Annotated in this window: 14 protein-coding genes; 3 read left to right on the forward strand and 11 right to left on the reverse strand. The window is 50.8% G+C overall.

What is annotated here, in order from left to right; genetic code table 11:
• Window positions 1-21: 21 nt before the first annotated feature.
• From GT409_RS14880 to GT409_RS14890, 3 genes are read right to left on the reverse strand one after another with little or no spacing between them, the layout of a single operon-like run.
• Window positions 22-2,094, reverse strand: a complete 2,073-nt coding sequence (locus GT409_RS14880) for a sodium:solute symporter family protein (RefSeq protein WP_160629840.1) — start codon at window positions 2,092-2,094, stop codon at window positions 22-24.
• 12 nt (window positions 2,095-2,106) lie between these two features.
• Entirely contained in the window at window positions 2,107-3,621 is a 1,515-nt protein-coding gene (locus GT409_RS14885; RefSeq protein ID WP_160629841.1) for a glycosyl hydrolase family 18 protein, read from the reverse strand.
• A gap of 43 nt (window positions 3,622-3,664) precedes the next feature.
• Complete coding sequence (locus tag GT409_RS14890; protein ID WP_160629842.1) at window positions 3,665-4,762, reverse strand: glycosyl hydrolase family 18 protein; 1,098 nt, start codon at window positions 4,760-4,762, stop codon at window positions 3,665-3,667.
• 504 nt (window positions 4,763-5,266) lie between these two features.
• Between GT409_RS14890 and GT409_RS14895 the strand changes: the two genes are divergently transcribed.
• The 3 genes from GT409_RS14895 to GT409_RS14905 all read left to right on the forward strand — a co-directional run bounded on the left by GT409_RS14895 (window position 5,267) and on the right by GT409_RS14905 (window position 12,539).
• On the forward strand, window positions 5,267-6,358 hold the full coding sequence (locus tag GT409_RS14895; protein WP_160629843.1) for a glycosyltransferase family protein: 1,092 nt from the start codon (window positions 5,267-5,269) through the stop codon (window positions 6,356-6,358).
• A 102-nt stretch (window positions 6,359-6,460) separates the two neighbouring features.
• Complete coding sequence (locus tag GT409_RS14900; protein WP_160629844.1) at window positions 6,461-11,461, forward strand: malectin domain-containing carbohydrate-binding protein; 5,001 nt, start codon at window positions 6,461-6,463, stop codon at window positions 11,459-11,461.
• A 16-nt stretch (window positions 11,462-11,477) separates the two neighbouring features.
• Complete coding sequence (locus GT409_RS14905; protein ID WP_160629845.1) at window positions 11,478-12,539, forward strand: GNAT family N-acetyltransferase; 1,062 nt, start codon at window positions 11,478-11,480, stop codon at window positions 12,537-12,539.
• 517 nt (window positions 12,540-13,056) lie between these two features.
• On the opposite strand, the gene GT409_RS14910 is transcribed toward GT409_RS14905, so the two are convergent.
• The 8 genes from GT409_RS14910 to GT409_RS14945 all read right to left on the reverse strand — a co-directional run bounded on the left by GT409_RS14910 (window position 13,057) and on the right by GT409_RS14945 (window position 23,567).
• Window positions 13,057-13,431, reverse strand: coding sequence for a hypothetical protein (locus GT409_RS14910; protein ID WP_160629846.1), 375 nt, complete (start codon window positions 13,429-13,431; stop codon window positions 13,057-13,059).
• 188 nt (window positions 13,432-13,619) lie between these two features.
• Window positions 13,620-14,779 (reverse strand): IS3 family transposase gene (locus tag GT409_RS14915; RefSeq protein WP_408647945.1). Its coding sequence is split into 2 segments (ribosomal slippage): window positions 13,620-14,524 and window positions 14,524-14,779, totalling 1,161 coding nucleotides; the frame shifts between segments, so codons are not numbered across the junction.
• 486 nt (window positions 14,780-15,265) lie between these two features.
• Window positions 15,266-16,225, reverse strand: coding sequence for a phosphatase PAP2 family protein (locus tag GT409_RS14920; protein WP_160629847.1), 960 nt, complete (start codon window positions 16,223-16,225; stop codon window positions 15,266-15,268).
• 108 nt (window positions 16,226-16,333) lie between these two features.
• Complete coding sequence (locus GT409_RS14925; RefSeq protein ID WP_160629848.1) at window positions 16,334-16,822, reverse strand: hypothetical protein; 489 nt, start codon at window positions 16,820-16,822, stop codon at window positions 16,334-16,336.
• Window positions 16,819-18,714 carry a sulfatase-like hydrolase/transferase gene (locus GT409_RS14930; RefSeq protein WP_160629849.1) on the reverse strand — a complete coding sequence of 632 codons (1,896 nt, stop codon included), beginning with the start codon at window positions 18,712-18,714 and terminating at the stop codon, window positions 16,819-16,821. The genes GT409_RS14925 and GT409_RS14930 overlap by 4 nt, the downstream gene beginning before the upstream one ends.
• A 47-nt stretch (window positions 18,715-18,761) precedes the next feature.
• The gene (locus GT409_RS14935; RefSeq protein WP_160629850.1) at window positions 18,762-20,882 is read right to left on the reverse strand and encodes a glycosyl hydrolase family 65 protein; all 2,121 of its coding nucleotides are present in this window, start codon (window positions 20,880-20,882) and stop codon (window positions 18,762-18,764) included.
• Window positions 20,882-21,844 carry a uroporphyrinogen decarboxylase family protein gene (locus GT409_RS14940; protein ID WP_160629851.1) on the reverse strand — a complete coding sequence of 321 codons (963 nt, stop codon included), beginning with the start codon at window positions 21,842-21,844 and terminating at the stop codon, window positions 20,882-20,884. The genes GT409_RS14935 and GT409_RS14940 overlap by 1 nt, the downstream gene beginning before the upstream one ends.
• A 13-nt stretch (window positions 21,845-21,857) precedes the next feature.
• Window positions 21,858-23,567, reverse strand: a complete 1,710-nt coding sequence (locus tag GT409_RS14945) for a sulfatase family protein (RefSeq protein WP_160629852.1) — start codon at window positions 23,565-23,567, stop codon at window positions 21,858-21,860.
• Window positions 23,568-23,577: the final 10 nt, after the last annotated feature.

Here is a 23,577-nt window from a genome sequence, read left to right on the forward strand (position 1 = left end):
TTTTCCTCCACCTGAGAGGAGCTACTCATTCTTGAGGGCTTCGACCATGTCCTTACCCGCTCTAACAACCGACCCATCGTCTCTCAAGTCGCGCCTTATCGAACTCAACGTCTTAAAGAGATGCTTCATATCCTTAATTCCACCTAACAGGAACCAAATAACTGTCGCGACGGCAAGAACGAAGGAGATGACAACATACCACCACCAAAATTTAGCCCAAACCTCATCCTGAACATCTGCTGTTGCATTATAAATTGTTCCTCCAACAAAAATACCAAGCCAGATCAAGGTATAGGCCATGTAGAAACCATAGATCACCTTATCCCAAAATGAATATTCCTTAGTCGGCAACAAGGATCGCCATCCCGTTGCCGGCATTTCAATATTTCTTTCGTGCTCACCTTTAATGGCATATTTCCCACGGCATAGAAGCTGATCTAAATTAAATTCCGGAACCTTCAGCACAAACCGATCAAATAGGGATCCGATAATGTAGCTAATAATGGCCAACAACATGGACAATGCGAGCATCCACTGGCCGTCAACTGGAAACTTTTCGGGAGTAACTTCCCAGTTGATCCCCGGAACACGCTGAGCAATGCCTTCTACAATATTTGTGAATGCCCCCAGGATCTGAGGCGAACTTCTAGAAAGCCATGGATAGAGATGATTCTCCCATGAGTTCTGGACGACAATGCCGCCAACAGCAACAACACAACCTACGATCAGTGCCGCCCATGCTCCCCGGGTGGTTCCATGCTTCCAATACAATCCGCCTAGAATAACCGCCCCGGCACCACCAAGCCATATGGCGCCGGTAATGGCAAAAAACATCCAAACATACTGGGTCTGTTTGAAGATCAGGCTAAAACAAAAAACAAAAACTGCAACAAACAGAATAGATCCGCGGAGAAGCCACATATGCTGCTTTTCTGTAAGAGTTTTTTTATAGAGAGGCTGGAATACATCTTGAATAAAGATACTTCCCCATGAATGCAAATAGGTGTCATGGGTGGAGATGAAGGCGCACAGCATGAGCGCACACATGGCACCAAGCAACCCCGTTGGAAGTATGCGGGCAAGCACCAACGGAACCGTCATCTGTTTCGCAACCTGGGGATTGTTAATTGTATCCAGACTGCTTGTAACATCAGCGGCAATAGCTGCAAACTGGGTATTATGCATCACGAAGTATGCAACAACAGGCAGCAACACCAAAAACATGAGCTGCACTGCAAATCTCCATGTTCCGAGAATTCCTGCCATTTTTGCTTCATGAGCATTCTTGGCAGAAGAATTATATGCTTGCGACCCCAACCATGCGCGAAACTGATAGACACCAGCAAACGCAGTTATGAGATAAAACCAATAGTTAAACCCCTCCACTTCACTCGATTTGAACGGATGAATTAGAGACGCATTTTCTGGCGCGCTTGCCAGTAAAGTTTTTATTATTTCCGACCAATCAAATCGAACAAGAAGTACGGTAATAATGACCAAAAATGCAATATTGGAAAAGATTCCCTGTAAAAAATCGGTAACAATTACAGCAATCTGCCCACCAAGAAACACAAACAAAAGGGAAATCAAAAGCAGTCCCAACATAAGAAGAATATATGTGGACGCCCCGAAAACCCTCTCTGGAAATCCCAGAAAATACATAAAAAAACGTGCTCCAACTGATGGAAAAATTCCAAAATTAACTATACCTGACACCCACGCAAGAATTCCAGCAAACACACGAAAGCTCTCGCTGTAACGAGCTTCAAAAAATTGAGCCATGGTAAGCGCTCGGGTTTCACGAAAGCGATATATTACCCAGCCGGACACACCTACAATCAACCAAATTGGAATCATTAGCTGCTGCCAAAATACAGCAGTAAATCCTGCATTATAGAAAACTTCAAAATTCGCTATTACTGTAATGGCACCGAGACCAGCCATCCCTTCGGAAATGCAAAGTAGATAACGCCCAGCACAACGATTCGCGGCCAAAAAATCGGCGACACTTCTAGTATACCGCTTAGTAAAAACCGCCATCCCTGTTATAAAAATCATAACAACAACAACAATAAAGGTATCAATAATACTCATAATAGCACGTTCCTACGTACGATAGGGAGTAAGGTTACTCTGCATAACAATCTCTCTATCGCCCCCTGTCTTATTCCAAGCCACGGCAATATAACCGTTTTCCTCACCAGCTTTGTGCAAAACCTCGATATAATACCGGCAACCTACCTGTAGCTCAACAAGCACTGACCGTTGATTAGGATACCTATCCCATTCCCTATTTCGCAAAGCATCTTCACCTGATGTTTCAACAGAAATTAACAGGCGCTTATCTTCTGTGTTATCCGTTTCGCTCAAATATAATTCGCAGTTATCATTTCCAGCCAACCAGAAATAGTAGAGGCCCGACTCCTTTGGTTGCAAATATCCGTAGATTCGAACACCATAATTTCTGTCCCATCCATATCGGGTTTCAAGATTATAAACACAACTTCGATAGTCCGGGGTTTCTGGATACGCAGATAACTCAACCAAATCTGCTACAGCAGACCCGGGGACATTGCGCCATAAGTCCATCGTTAAACCTCCGAGCTGCGGCAAGAATAATGTAACTCCATGCGGAAGTTCTCGTCCCCCTTCCCGATCCGGCGTTGCCGTCTCAACAATTGCTCTCAATAAGGAACGGTTATCTTCAACTGGAAGATCGAATCCCATTTCCCAAATCATTACCCCACGCAGCCCCTTATCGACAGCCCAACGTGTTTTACGTTTAACCATATCGATCCCATTATAGTAAAACCCTTCGTAAATATCCTGACAGGAAAGGAGCTGAGAACATGTTGTGCAAAAGGTTTTATAGGAACTTTCGTTCCCATCGTGAAACAACCAAATGGAATGCGAAAGTGACTTTTCATTAACAAACCGCCCATAAAATGGGATCCCCAAGTTAAGCTTTTCCGGAGGGTAGCCTTTATCAATAAAATATTGAATTGAATCTACAGAATCCGGGAAAGTAGAGTGTCGCTCTCCCCTTGCATCCTTTCCCCACATCATGTCATAAGCCATGATATTAAAATAATCAAGCGCCTCTATCGCATCAGATGACAACCCGTCCAGATTTTCTGAAAGTGCAAGCGAAAGAGTTTTCCCTGAAGGTTTCAGCGCCGCATTTAACTCCATTAGATAATTTGAATAATCGAGCCAGTCTTCTGGATTAGGATACTCCCAATCAATATTAATCCCATCTAATCCTACAGATACTACAAACTGAACTATCTCCTTAATATTTTTGGCACGAGCTTCTGGATTACGAATCAGATCCCTCATCACTTCACCAGAAGAAACTCCAGTACAGAGAACTCGACGAACACCTTTTTCTGCACTTCGCTCCATAAACGAAATGAATGTATCTTCATAAAACTCTTCCGTAAGCTTATCTACACCTATCTCACTCCAATACATAGCATCGGTAACCTGCTCAAAAGAAGAGTCCGCTACCGCATATTCCGGCGCTTTGAGGTCAAAATTTCGCCCATGGTAATATCCAACTATTTGGATTTTTCTTTCGGTCAAATGACGATTATTTGACAATGATAAACTGTTGTTCACTAGCTATCCTCATTTATTTGTTTGTAATAAAAAATACTTTTGATCACTTTCGCCATGGACTACTCATCGCCTTTGCCAACGAATAATCTCGGGCATCACAACGAATTGACCAGCAGAAAACTCCGCCAAAATCATTAAAATAGCACCATTCCGTCTTCATACGAATTTGCTCTGGACCATCCATCACCGCGAGTCTCTTCCCGTCAGGGCTAATATAGCAAACTTCGCTATTATCGGCCGAGGCAAGTGAAAACCACTTTTCTTTCTCCACGATTCTAGAAAGATCAACATACGGAATCTGTTCTATCTTACGTTTACCATTTTCCGGATCTAATTTTTCATATGGCAAACAATTTTCATATAATGGTGAATAAAATGCCAACCCTACCATTATTCGTGACTTAGGAATCCCCGCATCAACCCATCGATTTATGGATATCTTCAAATATGAATTTTTATGAGGAGCTAATGGGTTCTTATTTAAAGGGGCCGTATTCCCGGCATAACCAACACTCATATCATAAGTCATCATATGGATCAGATCCACATTATTCAAAATCACTTCCATATCCAAATTACGTCGAACCCATTCTCCCGGCATCAATGCAACTGTCAAATAATGTTGACGCTGCTTTCGCTTAGCAACTATATCGATCTTACGTCGCAGGCATTGAATCAAGCCCCCCCATCTCCTGCCAGCCTCGGGTGTCGTAACATGCTCCCAATCGATGTCAATTCCGTCATAATCATAATCATCCATCAAATTAACAATCGCATCGGCAAACTCCTCTGTATCCTTAATGCTCTTACAAATTCTCTCCCATACTTCACCACCAAAAATGAACGGACAAAGAATAGCTTGAGCCCCCTCTTGGCGGCACAAAGAAACCAGTTGTCGATCAGGCCAAAACCCCGGCTCGGCATTGGCCTCTCCCGTTTCAGAATTATAGTTCAAATGACCGAAATGGATAATCTGACTATAATAATCAAATGGTATTTTTTCTATTCCCCAATCCTTATGCCACTGATCTGTGGAACGAAAATACCCACCTATCAACGGTTTCCCCATACCCAAACTCCACTCTTCAGCAAAGACAAAAAACGAAAACCACAAACACAAAACCCAAACAACCGTTTTCACTGGACCCCCTTTCCCTCTTATTAGACTAGATGAAATTTCATTTTCCATATTATCCAAACAAGTCGCCATACTCATATCTATACAAATAATACTCAAATCTATGTTGATTAATCTAATTTTCTAAAATTCACCCCAGCATATTCCAAACGTTTCAAACACACTCGCAATCTCTGCAAAAAACCTTCATAATCTCTTTTTCTAAAAGGATACCAAACAATTTCAGCCAAAGCACAAGTTCGCGGGAAAAGAAGTGGACTCGGGTCTTAAACCACTCAATGCTTTGTTTTAGTTATGCCGCATAGCTCCGGGTTTGTTTTGTTTCCTCCCTCCTCTGGAGGAGGGAGGGAAGCGCGGACGCCTTTGAGAAAGCACGTGAGCCCCACTAAACCCGACTTGTTTGATAACATTTCTTGCTATTGGAAAGATCGGACTTTAATATCCCTACAAATCAATCCGAGAAAAGGTTTCACAATGCCAAAATAAATACACTTTTAAAGGACTGGCATGAAGATCGCGATACTAGGAAATCTGACACCAGGATATATCTGCCCGATGACTCAGGGGCTTGAGCGCATGCTTCGGGAATTACGGGCCCATCCTACTGTCTTTCCGCTCAGCCTGAACCTTCTTTCTCATTCAGCAGGAATCAAAGGTTCGCTGAAACATATTTTCTTTCGCCCATACATGTCGCGACTGGCAGAATTCGACGCCATTATTGTTGTCCAGCATCTGCGGGATGCATTCACAACCGCCCTGGCAATTGAAACCCTTCGACTGCTGGTGCCCGACACACCGGTTCTCCTTTACGATTTAACGTACCTTCCAACGGTTGGACGCTGGGGTCCATGGCTGAAATCTGCAGGAAACGAACTCTGGGGATCAGGTTCCCAAACTTTCCGAGGACTCAAGCGCTATGACTGGTACCTCTGTGTTTCCAAACAGAACCGCCTTCCCATGCCTGCGGAAGAACAACCCTGTTCGGAAATTGGAATCTATCTGGATGATGACTCTCTTTATCCGGCCCCAAAAAGTTCATTCCGCGCGCTAATTGATTTTGAACGGGAAGCCTTTCCCGGAGAACGAAAACTGCAGTTCGAAGCTCTGAAAGAAACCGATACAGATTATGTTGTTCTGCAGGGACAGTATCCCATTTCCGCAATCCGGGAAATTTATCGGACCTGCAGTATCTACTTCCTCGCACATATGGAAAGTTTTGGACTGCCGATCTGTGAGCTTCAAGCCTGCGGCAGCCGCATTATGACTCCATATGCTGACTGGTGCGATGCCCATCGGCTGCCGGATGCATCGCTCGGTTCACATCACAGACTGCCACCGAACTTTGTAATTTACGATAATCACAAGGAAACGCTCATTCATGAGATTCAACGCGTAAAAGAAAAAGCAGACCCGAAAGCCGTTGCCGAGAGCTTTCGCCGACATCACGGACATTTCCTGACAGGAAACCCTGATGCCCTTCAGGATGTGCTGGACCGAATCAGTCGAAAAGAGATAACCGCCCAGTCTCACCAGGAATACACCGGTCGAACCGAACAAATTCCGATTCGGCCCGACAACACAAACAAACACCAACAGTAATATCCGAAGAAATTCGGCGCCACTGTCTATCAATCAACAACCGAAAAAAATGCTGATTGTTATAAAAAACAAACAACTGAACGTCGAAACAGGAACAACATCATGAACACGAATATTTATTCCTCAAAAACACCGGATCGTCGAAAAAGAACTGGCGTCGGCATCGCCCTGCTCTTATTATCACTGCCTCTTGCTTTTGTTTCCGGCCACGGCCTCGACAGCGATTCCGACGGCATGCCGGACGATTGGGAAGTTCTGCACAGCCTGAACGCTGCCACAAACGACGCCGCAGAAGATGCCGACAACGACGGCTTCAGCAACTATAAGGAATATGTAGCCGATACCGACCCTCAGAGCGACCTCTCTTTTCCTCTGCTTGACCTGACATGGGACACCAACAGTATCACCCCAATTCTTTCGGCATCCACCTCATCTGAGCGAGTCTACCGAATTGAGTACAGCGATGACCTGGCCGCGGGAGCCTGGACGTCGCTGGTTGAGAACGTCGCCGGAGGCGGATACAAAACACTGGGCTCCGACACAAACATTCTCCCTCATCGTTTTTATCGGATGTCGGTTGGCTTCCCGGCGCTCTTCATCCTGCCTGAACAGCTGGAATTCGGCACCGTCAACATCGGGGAAACCTCTGCGGTACAAACCATTTACCTCACCAACGAGGACGATTCGGCACACACCCTGATGGAGATCGTTTTGCTGGGTGAGCATACCAATGATTTTCTTCTGACAGACCTGCCGCCGACGGATTACGTCATGGCACCGCAGGCGACAGTTCAGTTCAATGTTGCCTTTGCCCCGACATCCATCGGCTCACGCAACGCACAGGTTAAAAGCCATTTCGACAATCATTCGACGCATCTCTACGCAGACGCGCACGGCGCCGGAGCCTATCACTATTATGTAAATGCCGGAGGATCAGACTATACAGATCCAGATGGAAACTATTGGCAAACCGATGACGGTTTTTATAACACCGGAACGGCTTACAGCACCAACGTCACAGTCAACGGAACGAACATGGAACCACTGTATCAGGACGAACGATGGGACGACACCAATACTCCGGAAATGGTGTACAGTTTTCCGGTGGAACCCGGATCATACGTTGTCCGGCTCCACTTCGCCGAAATTTTTCCCGGCAATGCAGAACCGGGATCCCGGATCTTTGATGTTTTAATTGAGGGTCAGGAAGCGCTCCAAAATTACGACATTGTCGCCGACACAGGCTTCCAAACCGCAGGTGTCAAAGAGCTGTTTACCCAGGTTGCAGACAACTCGCTCGACATTGAATTTGTTCATAAAGTTCAGAATCCGAAAATATCCGCGATCGAAGTCTTCTCGGGAAGTGTCTTTACCGACACAGATGAAATTTCCTGGGGCCATGTTGAACTCAACTCTACCGGGACCGTTGAACAGATTGAACTGTCCAATACCAGTGATTCCGACATCACCATCGACACCCTCAGCTTCCTCATTATCCAGGGTGCCACACACGACTTTACCGTCACTATCGATGGCATTGATTACACCGGCAGCGATTCAGACATCGACATCCCGGTTAATATTGTGCTCGCCGCAGGTGAGACCAAAACCATCATCCTGACCTATACACCCACCGAAGAGATCGACAATGATGCATGGCTGAAACTGTCCGGAGACTTTGCACCGGTCAGTATCCGGCTGCAGGGAACCGGCGGCGAAGGAACCGGTCACCCCTTCCTGCACGTCGTCATCAGGGTTCCGGAACTGGTCGTCGATTATGATGCTGACGGGTTCGGACTGGTCTACCTCGACGGAACCGACTCTCACACGCATGAATTCGGGCACGAACTTGCCGCCTTCAATTGGTCAACCAACGGAACCGTGTTCGCCACCAACCAAAGCGAAACGGCATCTTTCCCACTGGGAACCCACGAAGTGTCTTTGGCGATCTATGACGACAACGTGCCCCCGGAAACACTTACCAACAGCGCCACCTTCACGGTTGCTGATGGTCATGCAGTACCCGGCTCGATCGTTTATTACTACGAAGGAGTTGCCGGCGGCGGAGAGCGCAACACGGAAGAAATGGTCGCGTCCGTACCATCCAATGCGGACTATGCGCAGCGTGCGGACAGCCTGCTGATTCAAGCCAGCGCCGGGACCGTCGGTGACAGCCCTTACACCAATCAGGTTATGATCCGTATGCTTGCGGACCTCAATATCAGCGCCATGGACACTTATGAGTTCGCAATGACCGGCGGGTCGACCAACCTGCTCCTGATTGACGGCACGGCCTACACAAACCCGGTCATGCTCCACATGGGGACCTACGAACTGGAAGCCCGTTTCGCAGTCACCAATATTGCGGACCTGCCGCTGGCAGTTCTATATGGACCGACCAACAGCACTTTAACGTCAATTCCTGCCGCCCTGCTTTCGCACGATGAAACCGGGATGCTGCCGGTGATCAATTCCGCACCTACAGAGGGGATCAACCTCGGCGGAAACATCATTGAAATCACAGGACTGGGGTTCTTCCCGGAAGATCAGGTGGTTGTGCACTGGGGCAGCACAAACATTTCAGGCACCAACCTGACCGTCACCTCAGAACTGATTACATTCACATCGCCACCGGGCGACGGACTGATCACAGTGACCGTGGAAACACCAAACGGCATCAGCGACAGCTTCCATTACAACTATACGATCGATGGCCCGGTTCCGGTTGCATTCTCACTGGAAACAGCAGCCATAATTCCTGTTCCAACCCAGGGCGATTGGGGACCGGACGGCCGCTTCTATGTCGGCGGAGTTGATGGAACCATCACCGTACTGTCTTTCGATGACAATTATCAGGTCACCAACACCCAGACCATCAGCACACTAACAACCAACAGCAACCCCAATATTCTGGGCATTGCCTTCAACCCGTTTGATCCGCCCTCTCCGGTAAAAATATATGTATCTCACTCGCAGCTCTTCGCCAACGGCGGAGAATGCTTCGAAGGATTCTCACCCTATTCCGGCGCGATCACCGTACTCACCGGCCCGGACTTCGACACGCAGGAAACCCTGATCGACGGCCTGCCGGTCTCCAACCATGATCACGGAGTCAACGGCATTCAGTTCGACAATCAGGGCCGACTGCTCGTCGCTGTCGGAGGAAACAGTAACGCGGGAATTCCCGACTGTCCGATGGGCGACCTGCCCGAGTCTCCTCTATCAGCCGCCATCCTGCGTGCCGACATCACTCGCAGCAACTTCAACGGACACATCACCTATGTTGAATCGGCTGGCGGCATCACAAACAGCGACCAGGTCTACGGCGACATCGTCGACGTTGCCTCCAACGTAGATGTCGAAGTGTTTGCTGCCGGATTCCGCAATCCGCTCGATCTGGTCTACACAACCGAAGGTCTTCTCTACACCAGCGATAACGGTCCCAACGCCGGCTATGGCGCGGCCTCCACATCGGCCACCACGCAAGGTGCCGATCCTGATCAGAACGACACATTAAACCTGATCATCGAAGGCAACTACTACGGCCACCCGAACCGCAACCGTGGACGGTACGATGACCGACAGAATGTTTATTATGACAACAGTGCCGCATCCGTCCCCGGCGTTTTCTCTCAGGGAATGGCCATCTTCCTGCCGTCGGTTAACGGTATCGATGAATATCGTTCCGAAACCTTCAACGGTGCCCTGCGCGGAGAACTGCTCCTGCAGAAATGGAACGGGAACACCTATCGCATCAGCCGTTCTGCCGACGGCACCGCAGTGACTTCTACGGCATTGATTCCTGTTGCAATCGACGCATTGGACGTCGTCTGCAGTCCGGGCGGTGCCATTATCGGCGTTGACTACACCGACAACCAAGTGGTTGTCGCTCAGCCCAACGACATCAGTGCAACCGGCACCAAAGCCTTCGATATCTTCCCGTGGCGCGCACCGGCGTCCGGCGGCACGCCGTTTGTCATCGGCGGAACCGGTTTCGAAGCCCTCAGCAACACCACGGTTTCGGTCGGCGCGTCCAATGCAGTTCTCACCTATGTGTCTTCCAACCGGATTCGCGGAATCATCCCCGCCAAATCCAACCCGACATCCGACTTCCTGGATATCACGGTGACCAGCGGCGAAAATGTATCGGTCATCTCCAATGCATTTCGCTATTTGCCCGAACCGGGCAGCGGAACCGGTGAATGGACCGTATTGGAGGACCTTCCCGAACCGCTGGCGGAAGTCTCCGCCGGCGTCATAAACGGCGTTCTTTACGTGGTCGGCCAGGGGCATCCCGGCACCTTTGCCTACGACTTTTTCAGCGGCGCATGGATTACCGGCCTGCAGGCACGAACCTACACCGGCAATCACCATGCGGCGGAAGTCATCGACGGCAAGCTCTATCTCTTCGGCGGCCTTGAAGAAGACCTATCCTATGTCCAGATCTACGACCCGGAAACCGACTCATGGTCGCTCGGCGCAGATGTCCCGTGGGCCGGCGGCTCTGCCTCCACGGCGCTGATCGACGGCCAGGTTTACCTGGCAGGAGGAATTGCCTCCAACACCACCGTCACCTCCAACGCAGTCTACAATCCGGCGACAGACAGCTGGACCATGCTCGCGCCGATGCCGGCTGGACGCAACCATGCCGCCTCCGCCACCGATGGCGAACGCTTCTACATCTTCGGCGGACGGGGCCCGGGCAGCGGCGATGGCAATATCGTGGCAGAAGGCTTCGATGACGTCCTGATCTACAACCCGGCCACAGATACGTGGGAAACCAGTTTCGACATCGGATCAACCATTCCGCCTCTGCTGCAAAAACGCGGGGGTCTTGGCAAAGCAGTCTACTTCAGCGGCGAATTTTATGTCATGGGCGGGGAAACCACGGACACCGGCACCGGCGCCGTGACCGGCGATGTCTATGACCGGGTCGATGTTTACAATCCCGTCACACAAACATGGAGACAGGAAGCCGGCATGCTTACCGCCCGGCACGGCATCTTCCCGGTTCTTCATGATGAAGCCATCTATCTACCCGGCGGCAGCACGGCTGCCGGCGGAGGAAGCGAGTCCACCGTATTTGACAAACTGAAACGATAGGAGCTACCCTCTGCGTATGAACAGCTGCGAACGAGAGACATTCGAAGCAATCACCCCGCAGCTGGCCGCAGAGTGGACCCGGATTCTGTCTGAAGAACAATCGGTCCACGATCTGGGCCAGACACCGGAATGGTGCAGCAACTGGGCAGAAACATATCGTTCAGCCTATCAAAACCTGAAAATTGTCCGAGAGGACTCCTCGGTGTATCCGTTGATGATTCGCCGCTTCGCCGGCCTGCGCGTGCTTCAATGGATTGGACAGGGCTGCGGCATGGAATCCGACTATTCCGGAGGAGGCGGATCCTGCAAAAAGCTGCTCGGCGCGCTGATTGATTCTGATGACTGGGATGTGGCGCAGCTTCAATTGCCGCACTGGCAGAACGAATGCGCCATGCTGGTGAAAACCCTTCTGCGCTATGAAAAATATCTGTGGACCGTCGACGTTGCAGATCAGTCGGTCGTTATCAATCTGCCAAACACATTCGAGGATTGGCTGTCCACTCTGGCCAAAACGCCGAGAAACCATGCGCGACGATTTGTCAAAAATGTCGATGAAGGCGCAACCCGGTTTGAAATTCTGACCGGAGCGGACATTCTGCCAGCACTGGATGATCTGATCGCCAATAACCGGCAGCAGTGGAATGTTCTTTCCAGGCCTGAAGATGCTCAGTTTCTGAAAAAAACAGTGCAGGATCTGACACACAGTCCGAACCTGTTCCTCGCCCAGATAGTCGACGACAATTGTGTTCCGGCCTGCTGCCTCGGCTACTGCTCCGGCGGGTTTGTATTCATCCACACCGCCGGAATCCGGCGCGAGGAATACAAAGGCATGGCTCCCGGCATTGCGCTCTATTCCCTGCTCATTCGGGAAATGATCCAGCGCGGCATGCAAACATTCGACTTTTGTCCCGGACTGGAAGAATATAAATTCCGGCTTGGTGGACACTGGGTTCCAAACCATCACATCGTCTTTGCCCGTAACCGCCTTGCCTACTGCCGCTACCGCGCCACTCGTGCCACTGCCTCATTCTTCCGTTCCAGCCGCGATCTCATGCGCCGAAAAATCGGAAACAGCTGAACCTTTTTCCAACCGCGGAAAACTCATCTATGAAACGACGTCATTAGCGGTCTCGCCTCCAGCTTCCTGCCGCCGCATCAAAATATTATTTCATAGGACTGACCCTTGCGCTCTGGAATCCGTCCGGCAGGAGATTGCCGGACGGTACAAAGGAGGGCTCTGAACGGAGCCCTCCTTTTTTAGGGTTTGGAGAAAAACAACGTGTTCCTACGGCAAGCAACAAGTTTATTATCGATACTTTTTATGCTTAAAAGAAGACAGTAGATCTACTGTGTCTATTCGAGCACCACAACGTGGGCATTTTTTGGGGAAGCCAAACAACAATTATTGATAGAGAACTCATGGCTTCCTCCTTGGATAACGACGTGTAAGGTTATAGATTGGCAAAATTTTGCCCTGCTTCAGAGGCATAACCGCCCCCTTCCCCCGTTGTCTCATGGAACGGAACTCACGAGACGCTCTTCAGATCGAGCAAAAGCAGTGAGCGCCTGCCATGGCACTCACTGCGACAGCACAGTCAATCACTCACATCAACTCGTTCAATAGTTGCCTTGTCAGCAAGTATTTTAATTTTATCCGAAAAATCAAAACCTCGTGTCACATATCCTAATTCCGAGCTTATTTTCTGACCTGATGCTGTTACCACTGCAATTGAATATCCAGATTCATGACTTACTGGAAAATCAAAACTAACAGTCGCTCCAACCAGAATATTTGTGAACGAAAAATCTTTCTTACAAACATTCACCTTCACAAACTCCAGCGTCTCGCCAGACTCATTAATAATATCTAGATGACCAACTGAATCAGACGAGCGAGCACAGGAAACTGTAAAACCCGTCAAGAAAACAAAAAGGGCAAGGATGCTCCGTATTACGGAGTACTTATTCAATATCCACCTCCTTCGCTTGGACTCGTTTGCAAATTATCTGGATCTATATCTCGACCGGCGGTAGCCGCATCTCGACCTTCTGCATTGTTGTTTAAATCCATAAACGCTTCACCTACGATATCAATTTGGTCAGTAACAATTTTTGTTGTAGTAAGTGACCTGCCCCCGTCGATTGGACCACTGAGCCTCTAAAATACGGCTTCTAATAGTTGCTGTGTTCTCTGGGTTCCCTCCCTCCTCCGGAGGAGGGAGGGAAGCGCGGACGCCTCCATCCACGCACCTATATATTCCGTCGGAGTCTTGTTATCAAGCGACTTATGCGGTCGCTGCTCATTGTAATCTTTTTTCCATGCTGCGAGTTTATCATGGGCATCGTCCACTCCGAAGAAAAGCTCCACATTCAAACATTCATCCCTCAACTTTCCGTTGAAGCTTTCGATGTATCCATTTTCGGTCGGCTTACCCGGTCGGATAAACTCCATGGCGACCTCATGATGATATGTCCAGGCATCCATCGACCTGGAGTAAAACTCGCTTCCGTTGTCCACACGAATGCTTTTGGGATAACCGCGTTGATTAGCCACTCCGTTCAGACAAGACGCGACCTTTTCACCGGTGATGGATCGGTCAGCATATAGCGCCAGGCATTCCCGACTAAAGTTATCGACTACCGTCAGTATCCTGAAGTGACGCCCGTCCTCGGTGCGATCCATCACAAAGTCCATACTCCATTGCTCGTTGGGCCCGGCAGCCTGCTCAAGAGGAACACGAGGCCGGTTCGCCAACTTTTTACGGGGTTTCGTGCGAACGGCAAGGTTTTCCTCCATGTAGACCCGATAGACTCTTTTGTGATTAATCTCCCATCCTTCCCGGCGCAACAGAACATGAATGCGCCGGTAACCGAACCGGACACGTTTAGCGGCCAGTTCCTTAATCCGCAGACGAAGCGCCTCATCGTCCCGAGGCTTCGCTTTGTAGAAAAAGGTGGTCCGGCTTAACTCAAAAAGCCCGCACGCCCGGCGGCCCGAGAGTCCGTATGCATCACATGCCCCCTCGGCCAGTTCGCGCTTCCGTGCAGGCTTCAGAGCTTTTTTGCAATGACCTCCTGCAAGATGTGCTTGTCCAGACTCAGGTCGGCTACGAGCTGCTTCAACTTGCGGTTTTCATCACGTAACATGCGTAACTCCCGCACCTCGCTTACTCCAAGCCCCTTGTACTTCTTGCGCCAGTTGTAAAACGTGGCCTCACTGACTCCCATCGACCGGCATAGTTCGGCTATCTTCTCGCCGTTCTCCGCCTGCTTCAGGGCATATACGATCTGTTCCTCTGTGTATCTCTTCCGCTTCATTCGTCCTCCTTATCATGAGGTTAAACGAAGCCGAATCCTAAAGTATCAACTGGTCCAGTTTTCGGGGTGAACGTCAAGGTCAAGCCGATATATAAAAACATACGATACGCCGGCGCCCCTCTTCCAACGCCTCAAAGCGTCAGGAATCCTCTCGGACAAGCAGGAGAAGGTGCTACAGGAACAATATGAATCGCTCGACCCATTCGAACTGGAGCAGCGCATCCAGCGACGACTAAAGAAAATAGAAAAAATGAAACCGGCGGCGGGCTCGCCGCAGTCGGGAGCCCCGGGGCTCCCGACTGCCTCCCGTTCCTTGACACCACTTCAACCAACAGGTACTTAACCATGCAGTTCAACGGATCTGAAACAGCCCGCTACGGTGTCATTTATTTATGAGTCAACGCGTTGGCTGAAAAGTGAAGTGAGCGGCAAGCAGATCACGACTGTATTGCGCACATGCGGTAATCGCGCCGCTCACGACTCGAATCAAAACTCCAGATAGCACCTGTTGAAGGTTTCCATCATGGGAAAAATGGAATCGGATGTATTAATAGTATCAGGCAATTCCGTCGAATGTCTGAATTGGAAATCGCAGACAGTTATTCGGGATATATCCACTGCGTTCGACGACGTCGCAACCATTCCGGCCGCAGAAACCATGTTCTCCTGATATGCCCCTGAAATTCCGGGCGAAAGATACCAGCCCGCCCATTTCCCCAAGCCGGTTATATAGTTCGCAACCGAAGTTAATGTACTCCCGGTTCCATCAGCAAGAACGATTGCTGCCGGATAATCTAAATAGATTCCTTTAAAATTTCGTCCGCGGTTATTCATACAGTTGATCAAGCCGGCATAGATTGTCGTATAGGCCATATTTTTAGCCGGACTGGCATCAATCAAAGCCCATTGCAACTCAAATGTGCTCCAGTTTGCAGGGTATAATTGCTGATACTTGGTTTCAACTGCGACAATAAGCGAGTCAATTAATTCGATCCTTTCAGTGGGAGTCGGATTGTTTGTAAAGTCCTTGGAAAGCGTACTTTGAATTGCGAACACAATGTTCGTGGCCGCACTTTTGTTCCTTATAGTATTGAGACGACCGACTTCGACTGCGGCCACCCAGTCTATACTTTTGCCTTCAGTCCAAACCCGATTAATTACCCCGGAGTCGTACTCAACCGTCCCCGATGCCTGCCATGTTTTGTATTGTTTCTGCTGCACTGTCCCGTCTAAAGAACTTAAAGCCTCGACATCCAGATTGATTAAGTTCATCCCATCCATTCTACTGCGAGCAGTCGTCCATTCGTTATAATTATCAGGCGTGAACTTGTCAAGAAACGTTCCACTAAGATCAAACCCCATCTGGTAATACCACTCCCGGGCACTGACCGATGTTGTCATCATGATACAAATTAAAACAATCAATTGCTCCATTCTCTTTTTCACAAGAACTCCTTTTTTACGAACACAAGATTTATTCCCTTAGTTGTCATCAACCCAGCACTATTCTGATCTCATAACCACCTCCGTTTTTTTCATTTCCTCCCATGTCTCTCATGGGAACTCCACCTGCACATGATAAAACCCGTTTATTCCCAGCGCTCCACTGGTGAATACAACAGGTTGATTTAAAGTCAGCGGGACAGCGGCTTCGACGTTTTTCCAATCATTGGAAAGCAGGCTAGTAGCTCGCTGCAATGAATAAAGCAGCCCGGCTTTACCATCGAGCTGAAGCGGAAGATCGCTTTGAACACGGAATCCACCGTCATCCGGATTCAGGCGTCCGGTTCCATACGCACTTTCGGCCCAATCGGGAAAGCCGTCGCCATCCGCATCACCGTTGGCAGCGCGGATCCAGTCGATTTCAAAATTCGCCCCGGCACTGCCGATCGGATCGACTCGCAGCCTGTTGATCTGCCGCCCGTCCCGGCATGCACTCCCCCCCTCGGCATCTCCATCACAATTCCAGTGCCAGCAGCGCACACTCCCCTGAGCGCTCAAGGCGATAGCAGAAAGCAGAAAGCTCCGGATAAACGTCTTCATTTTCCTGTTCTGAAGCGATACCAATAGGCCCCGTCATTGAGCGGCCCGGCGAGTTTCCCGCCCAGTGTGACCCAGCCGGGATCGGTCAGCACAAAGTACGTTGTTTCCGGCTTCAGCTTCGGCAGATCAAACGTAATTGTTGTCTGTCCTTCTGCCGGATGACCCGGCTGAGGATCGGTCTGCCAGATCGGCGTATCTTCCTTTCCGACCGCATACAGTCGAATGGATTTTCCGGCCGAGCCGGCAAAACTGATCGGCTTTGAAAAGTTAAGGGTTAAATCGGTATCGCATGAAACATCCGTTTGCGCCATGTGCGGAACCGCCGATTCGTAAGCAGACATAACCATGCGAATGCGATGAAAGCCCCAGCCTTCCTGATAATCCTTGAGCGGCTGTTTCCAGCCGGGCGCCATTTTCGTGTGCTCGTTGGCAAACGCAAACCAGCGATCGCTCAGCTCCTGCAGTTTTTCGGGCATTTCTGATGCGAGATCGTGTGTTGTGCAGGGATCTTTCTGAACATTGTAAAGCCGCCACGGCCCGTCACTGATGCTGGAGATTTTCCAGTCGCCGCTCACCAACCCTTTGCCGGTAAAATTAAAGGCCCAGAAGATTTCATCATGAATGGCGTAACTGGGCAGTGATGAATCGTTCCATAAAGGCAGCATGGAATTTCCGTAGAGGGGCTCCAGCTTTCGGTCGCCATCCATCGCGGGATAGTCGATACCGGCGAGCTCAAGAAACGTCGGATAAAGATCGGTCACGTGCAGACGCTGTTTTTGAATACTGCCGGGGGGGGCTGCGAGCTTCCCGGGCCAGCGCACGATGAGCGGCGAGGACACACCGCCCTCTTCCGCCGACGACTTATACCAGCGGAACGGCGTGTTTTTCAGATAGCTCCAGCCGTTGGACGAATACGGAATGCTGTTCTTGTCCCAGGGAACCTGCCGATCGTAGGTGCGAATATCGCCGTTGCCATAAGCGCCGCCGTTGTCGGAAAAGAAAATCACCAGCGTATTTTCGTCCAGACCTTTTTCCCGCAGGTGGTCCAGAATCCGCCCGACGTTCCAGTCCAGCCGATCCATCATGCCGGCATGGGCCGCCATGCGGCGCGCTTCGAGCTTTTGCGTTTCCTTCGTCAGCTCATTCCAGCGGCGCACCTCGCCGTTCGGCGGCGTATTGATATAACGCTCATCAATCAGTCCCATTTTGCGCTGGCGATCGAAACGTTTGTTCCGCAGCACCTCCCAGCCGGCCTCATAACGCTCAACATATTTTTCAACGTCCTTCTGATAGGCGTGCAGCGGACTGTGCGGCGCATTAAATGCGAGATAAGTAAAAAACGGCTTACCCTGCTCGACCGCTTTATTGATCTGGACAATCGCATCATCCGTGAACGCATCCGTGCTGTACCAGCCTTCCGGAACCGGCGCGGGCGCCTTACGATTGGTCTGAATTTGCGGACTTCCGTTTCCGGCATCAAAGCCTGTCCAGCAATTAATGGCTCCGTGCAAGAAGCCGTAAAAAGCATCGAAACCTGCATCCAGGGGATTGCCCGGCTGATGCCACTTTCCGGAAATGGAAGTTGCATATCCTGCCTGTTGCATCAGGCGGGCGATTGGCAGCGAGCGGCGGTAGTTGTCCGACTGCGAATGCGTATGACCGGTCATCAGGCTCGTACGCGTCACCACGCACATCGGGTTTACATGATACTGAGAAAACCGCACCCCCTGATCCGCCATCCGGTCAATGCAGGGCGTATCAATTTCTCCGCCGTAACAACCGAGGTCCGACCAGCCCATATCATCCACCACAATCATAAGAATATTCGGGCGTTCAGCCGCCTTAGCATTTAAAAATATGGAACAAAACAACCACACAAAAATACGCTTCATGACATGAGTCTCCTAATATCTTTCCCGGAAATGAACATTCGATCGTTCTATCTTTCAAACATTCCGACGCCCGCAAGTTCAAATTCCTCACCATTAAAAACAACGGACAAAGGTTTTGCCGGGGCTTTGTGAACAATAATTTTAACAGCATCAGGCGAAACCGTAACATCCATCGGCACACCACAGTACAACAGGTTGCGAACAGTCATCTGCGGGCAGTCTTCAGGGAGATTCGGTTCGATATGGAGCATCTGCCCGTCAGGGCGCAGTCCCATAAAGCCCAGCGGAACCACCGCGGAAAGCATACTGCTTTCAGTAAACTCAAAATCAATTCCGACGCCGCCGGCCGTGCCACCTCCCTGCAGCGTTGTGCCGCCTTTTCCGTCGCCGTAATATTTTCGGTACCCGCCGTACGCCTGCACTTCTTCGTCCCATGTCCGAATAGCCATCAGGCGTTTCCAGGCATCATCGGCTCCACACACTTTGATGCGGCTCATAATGTCATAGAACGAAAAGCCGAGCACTGCGCCGCCATCCTGAACCTGCCCGCCGAACGGCAGTGTTTCCGGCCCCGTCCATGCGTGGGCATACCATTCCACATTCCGTTTAGTCGTCGCACGCGGAGCCAGGTGATATGCATAGATGTCGGCTCCGGTCGAGGTATCGCCCTCCACAATCCGTTCACCGCTGACCCACTCAAGAATCTGCTCTGCATGCTCTTCGGTTGCGATGCCGTAGTGAACCGCCTCAAGGTTGACAAAGGTAAAACCATAGTCGTGCGGAACACCGTCCGCGTCAATTGAGCCGACGAAGCGGCCTGCGGTTTCATTCCAGAACTTCTGATTCGCTGTCACTTTTACATCTGCGGCATGTTTGCGCAGGAATGCCGGATCCATTCCTCCGGGCGCGACTTCTTCGAGTTCAGCCATCGCGAGCAGTGAAGCATAATAATGCGTGGTAGTATACATGTCGTCCCAACCAAACGGAAGCAGGTCCCAGTAGTTACCGCCCTTGCCGTGACCGACATGAAAGGTTTTCGTGCCGTCCGGGGTAACGGTGTATCCCGGTCGCCCGTCATGTCCATGCCACGTGCAGCGGATATGATTCAGTTCCCGGCCGTGCCCCTCTTCCATCATAAAGCGCATCGCCGTGCGCAGGCGCGGCATCATCGTTTCCAGAAAATCCTGATCACCGCTCCATCGGAAATATTCGAACGCCGCCTTAATGTAGATGGCATTATTCACCAGATGCCGCGTATCCCAATGTGTAAACACCGAGCGGATCATTAATGCCTGCCCTTTCTCCAAACCCTGGAAAACAAAACGGATGCGGGTGATTTTGCCGGCCCATTGCGGCTGGTCGAACAAAGGAATGATTGAATGGAACATGCCGGTGCTCTCACTGCGGCCCGGCCCTTCGAGCCAGTCAGCGGAAAAGGCCGTGCGCCGTTCAGGACTCCAGTCCTTATCGCCTTCGCGCATCCACTCGAGGTATCCACCGGCACAATCGGCTTCCCAGCGAATCTGAATATACGGACAGTTAAACGGATCGAGCGTAACATCCTCCGGACTGGTCAGCACCGCCGTTTCACCGAGCGCCTTCAGTTCCCAGGCATTTTTTTTCTGATTAATCCCGCGGCTTTCCACCCCCCGGGAACTCCATCGCTCAGTTGCGGCTTCGCCGAAATGTTCCGGCGCAAATTCGCGCGCCGGGTCGTAACAGATTTCCCATCCGAGCTTGTTGTCATAGAAATGCCATCCGGCAGTCACGCCGCGGAATCCGTTTTCCAGCGGAACCTGCACCCAGTGCGGAAACGGCCAACCCAGATCATGAGAGCTTGCCCCATGCTGTTGCGAAGCCACATAGCCTTTTTTTCCAACCTGATCGGCCAGCAGGTGATCTCGTGTAAATTTCTGAATTGATTCACCTTCACGCTGAGCGTCATTGAGCCAGCAGTCGGAAATCGCCAGATATTCGCGCGGGAAAATCGTTGGACCGATATCAATGCGGTTCGTGAAAAACGACTGCACATAGCCGTTAAACCACGCCGCACTTTGCGGACAGTTCGCGAACTCAAACTGCGTCACATTCTCTCCAACAGTTCCTTTTGAAAATCCGGAAGAAACAGCCCCCAGCAAAACCATCCCGGCAATCACTTTCTTTTTCATTAATACGTACACTCCTTTATGGCTCCGACAAGCGCGTCGAGCTGTTCTTCTGTGGTTGAAATATCCAGATCATGCGAAGAGGCAATCAGTCCGCCGCCCGGCCCGGCCTGTTCAAAAAGATCAAAAACATGGGCGCGGATTTTTTCAGGACTCATCATGTGAATGCGGCCGGTATAGAGCCCCCCGTAGATCCCGGTGCGGCCTTTGTATTCATCGGCGAACGCGCCGACATCCTGCAGGTCAGGCTGCAGCGGATTGAGCATACGGACATTCAGCTCATCGGCAAACAGATCATAAAGCTCTTTCACCTTGCCGTCGGTATGAAAGAAAATCGGCTTGCCGGCAGCATGGGCAACATCAATAACTTTTTTCCAGTGCGGGAGGATGTGTTCGCGCAGCTGTGCAGGCGACATCAGAAGCCCGCTGTTTGCCGCCACATCGTCCATCACATAAAGCGCAGTGATATCCAGTGTGCAGAGCCGCTCCGCCAACACGGCCATAATATCCGACATGCGGTGAAAGAAGACGTCCACCCGTTCCGGCTCGTCCATCAGATCCATGTAAAAATCAGCCTGCGAGATCATCATTTCCACATGCGTCAGCACATTGGGCACGTTGGCAATGACGGCCTTGTCCGGATATTTTTTCAGCATCGCCTCACAGTTCGCCGTCAGGGCCGGATCGTTCGGATCGGGCAGCTCGATATCCGGCGTTTCACTCCAATCTTTGAAAAGCGACTCAACCATCCACGGCGTACCGCACCGTTTCTCAAAACGGCCGGAGGGAAACGGCACCATACTCATCGCTTCGACCACATCCGCACCGAAATGCCTCACGCGGAAGTCCTCGCCGTATTTGGCATTCAGCTCATCCATCCGGAGGCGGTCCATCCAGAAGTTGAACGGCACCCGGTCCGGGATTTCAAAACTAATTGCACGCTCTACACGTTCCCGTGAATTCATGCCTCTCTCCGGCTCATCGCAATTCGTCCGCATTCAGAACGCCATCTGCGTTTACATCCTTTGTTTTAAAATCCGCCCGATAATTTCCGCGATACCCCTCGCGCTGCGCCTGATATTCTTCTTCCGTCAGATTAAACTTTTTCATTAGAAGCGGTTTTTCTCTCACGGTGCGGCCCTCGACAAACTCCTCTTTGGTGAGCATGTCATCACGGGTTGTGTCCATGGCGGCATACATCGCCGGCAACGGCCCGGCTGATACCGGAGCGGATTTTGCAGCAGGCGGCGTTGACTCATTCAAATAAAACTCAAACCACTGCTGCTCTGCATCATTGAGCGGACAGGAACGGAACCCGGCCGGCTTTAATTCCTCCGACCATTTTTTCCACACCTTGCGCAGCTGGTCCGCTTTTTCCGGATACTGCGAAAGCAGGTTTTTATTTTCATGCTCCTGCGTGGACAGGTTGTAGAGCATTTCGCGCCCGTCGGTCAGCGTCATATATTTCCAGTCGCCGCGGCGAACCGCCCCCTGCTCCCAGAATCGCCAGAACAGATTGCGGTCCGGGAAGGATTGATTCGATGTGCCTAAATGAGGCAGAAGGTTGATGCCATCCAGCTCCTCGGGGATCGGCTGGCCGGCTGCAGCCAGCATTGTCGGCGCCACATCGAGCGTACTGACCGGATCGTTGCAAATCTGTCCTGAAGGAACTGTGCCGGGCCACGCAAAGATGTACGGCACATGAACTCCGCCTTCCATGACCATTCCCTTTTCACCAACCCACGGATCATTACGCGAGCCGTCCCACGCACCGCCTTTGAAACTGATCGGAATGTCCTCCATATGCATTTTCAGCGGTGCACCATTGTCAGCGATAAAGAAGATCAGCGTATCGTTTTCAAGCCCGAGCTTTTCAAGACGCTCGCGAATCAGCCCGATACCGTCATCCATCGCGGAAATCATCGCCAGCGCATAACGGCGGCGCTCCGGCATTTCACCGGGGAAGCGGTCCAGATATTTCTGTGTGGCCTCCAGCGGCACATGCGGCGCGAAATAGGCGAGGTAAAGGAAGAACGGATTCTTTTGATTGCGCTCGATAAAGGACAGCGCCGCATCGGTCTGGATCTCCAAACGATAGCCCTCCACATTCTGCCATTCTCCCTCCGGACTGCGGTCTTCGCCATCGAGACCATAGTTAATCCAGTAACGGTTAAGCTCACCTTTGAAAAACTCATCGAAACCGCGGTTCTGCGGATAGTACGGCAGAATCTTTTCAAACGGAAGATGTGTCTTTGCCGTCGCATTTTCGACGCCGAGATTTTCTTTCACCCAAGCCGAATCGATCCAGAACGGTTCCAGGTGCCACTTGCCGATCATGCCGGTGCGGTAGCCGGCGGCTTTCATGCGATCGGCCAGCGTCACTTCATCGAGCGGAAGCGGCCCCATGCCGTTCTGCTGCATGCCGAAGCGCTGCTGGTAGCGGCCGGTCATGACTCCGGCGCGCGACGGGCAGCACTGCGGCGCGGTGGAATACCCGTCATTGCACAGCACGCCGTCACGAGCCAGCTGATCGATGTTCGGGGTTTTCACATCGTCGAGCTGCCCCTGAATACTCATGTCCGCCCATCCATGATCATCGGTGTAAATAACGATGACGTTAGGCTTTTGATCCGCAACAGCCATTGATACCGCAGCTGCGCCAACTGCAGTTGCAAAGTTGATTTTCATTACAAACCTC

Source organism: Tichowtungia aerotolerans (genome assembly GCF_009905215.1).
In the GTDB taxonomy this organism is placed as follows: domain Bacteria; phylum Verrucomicrobiota; class Kiritimatiellia; order Kiritimatiellales; family Tichowtungiaceae; genus Tichowtungia; species Tichowtungia aerotolerans.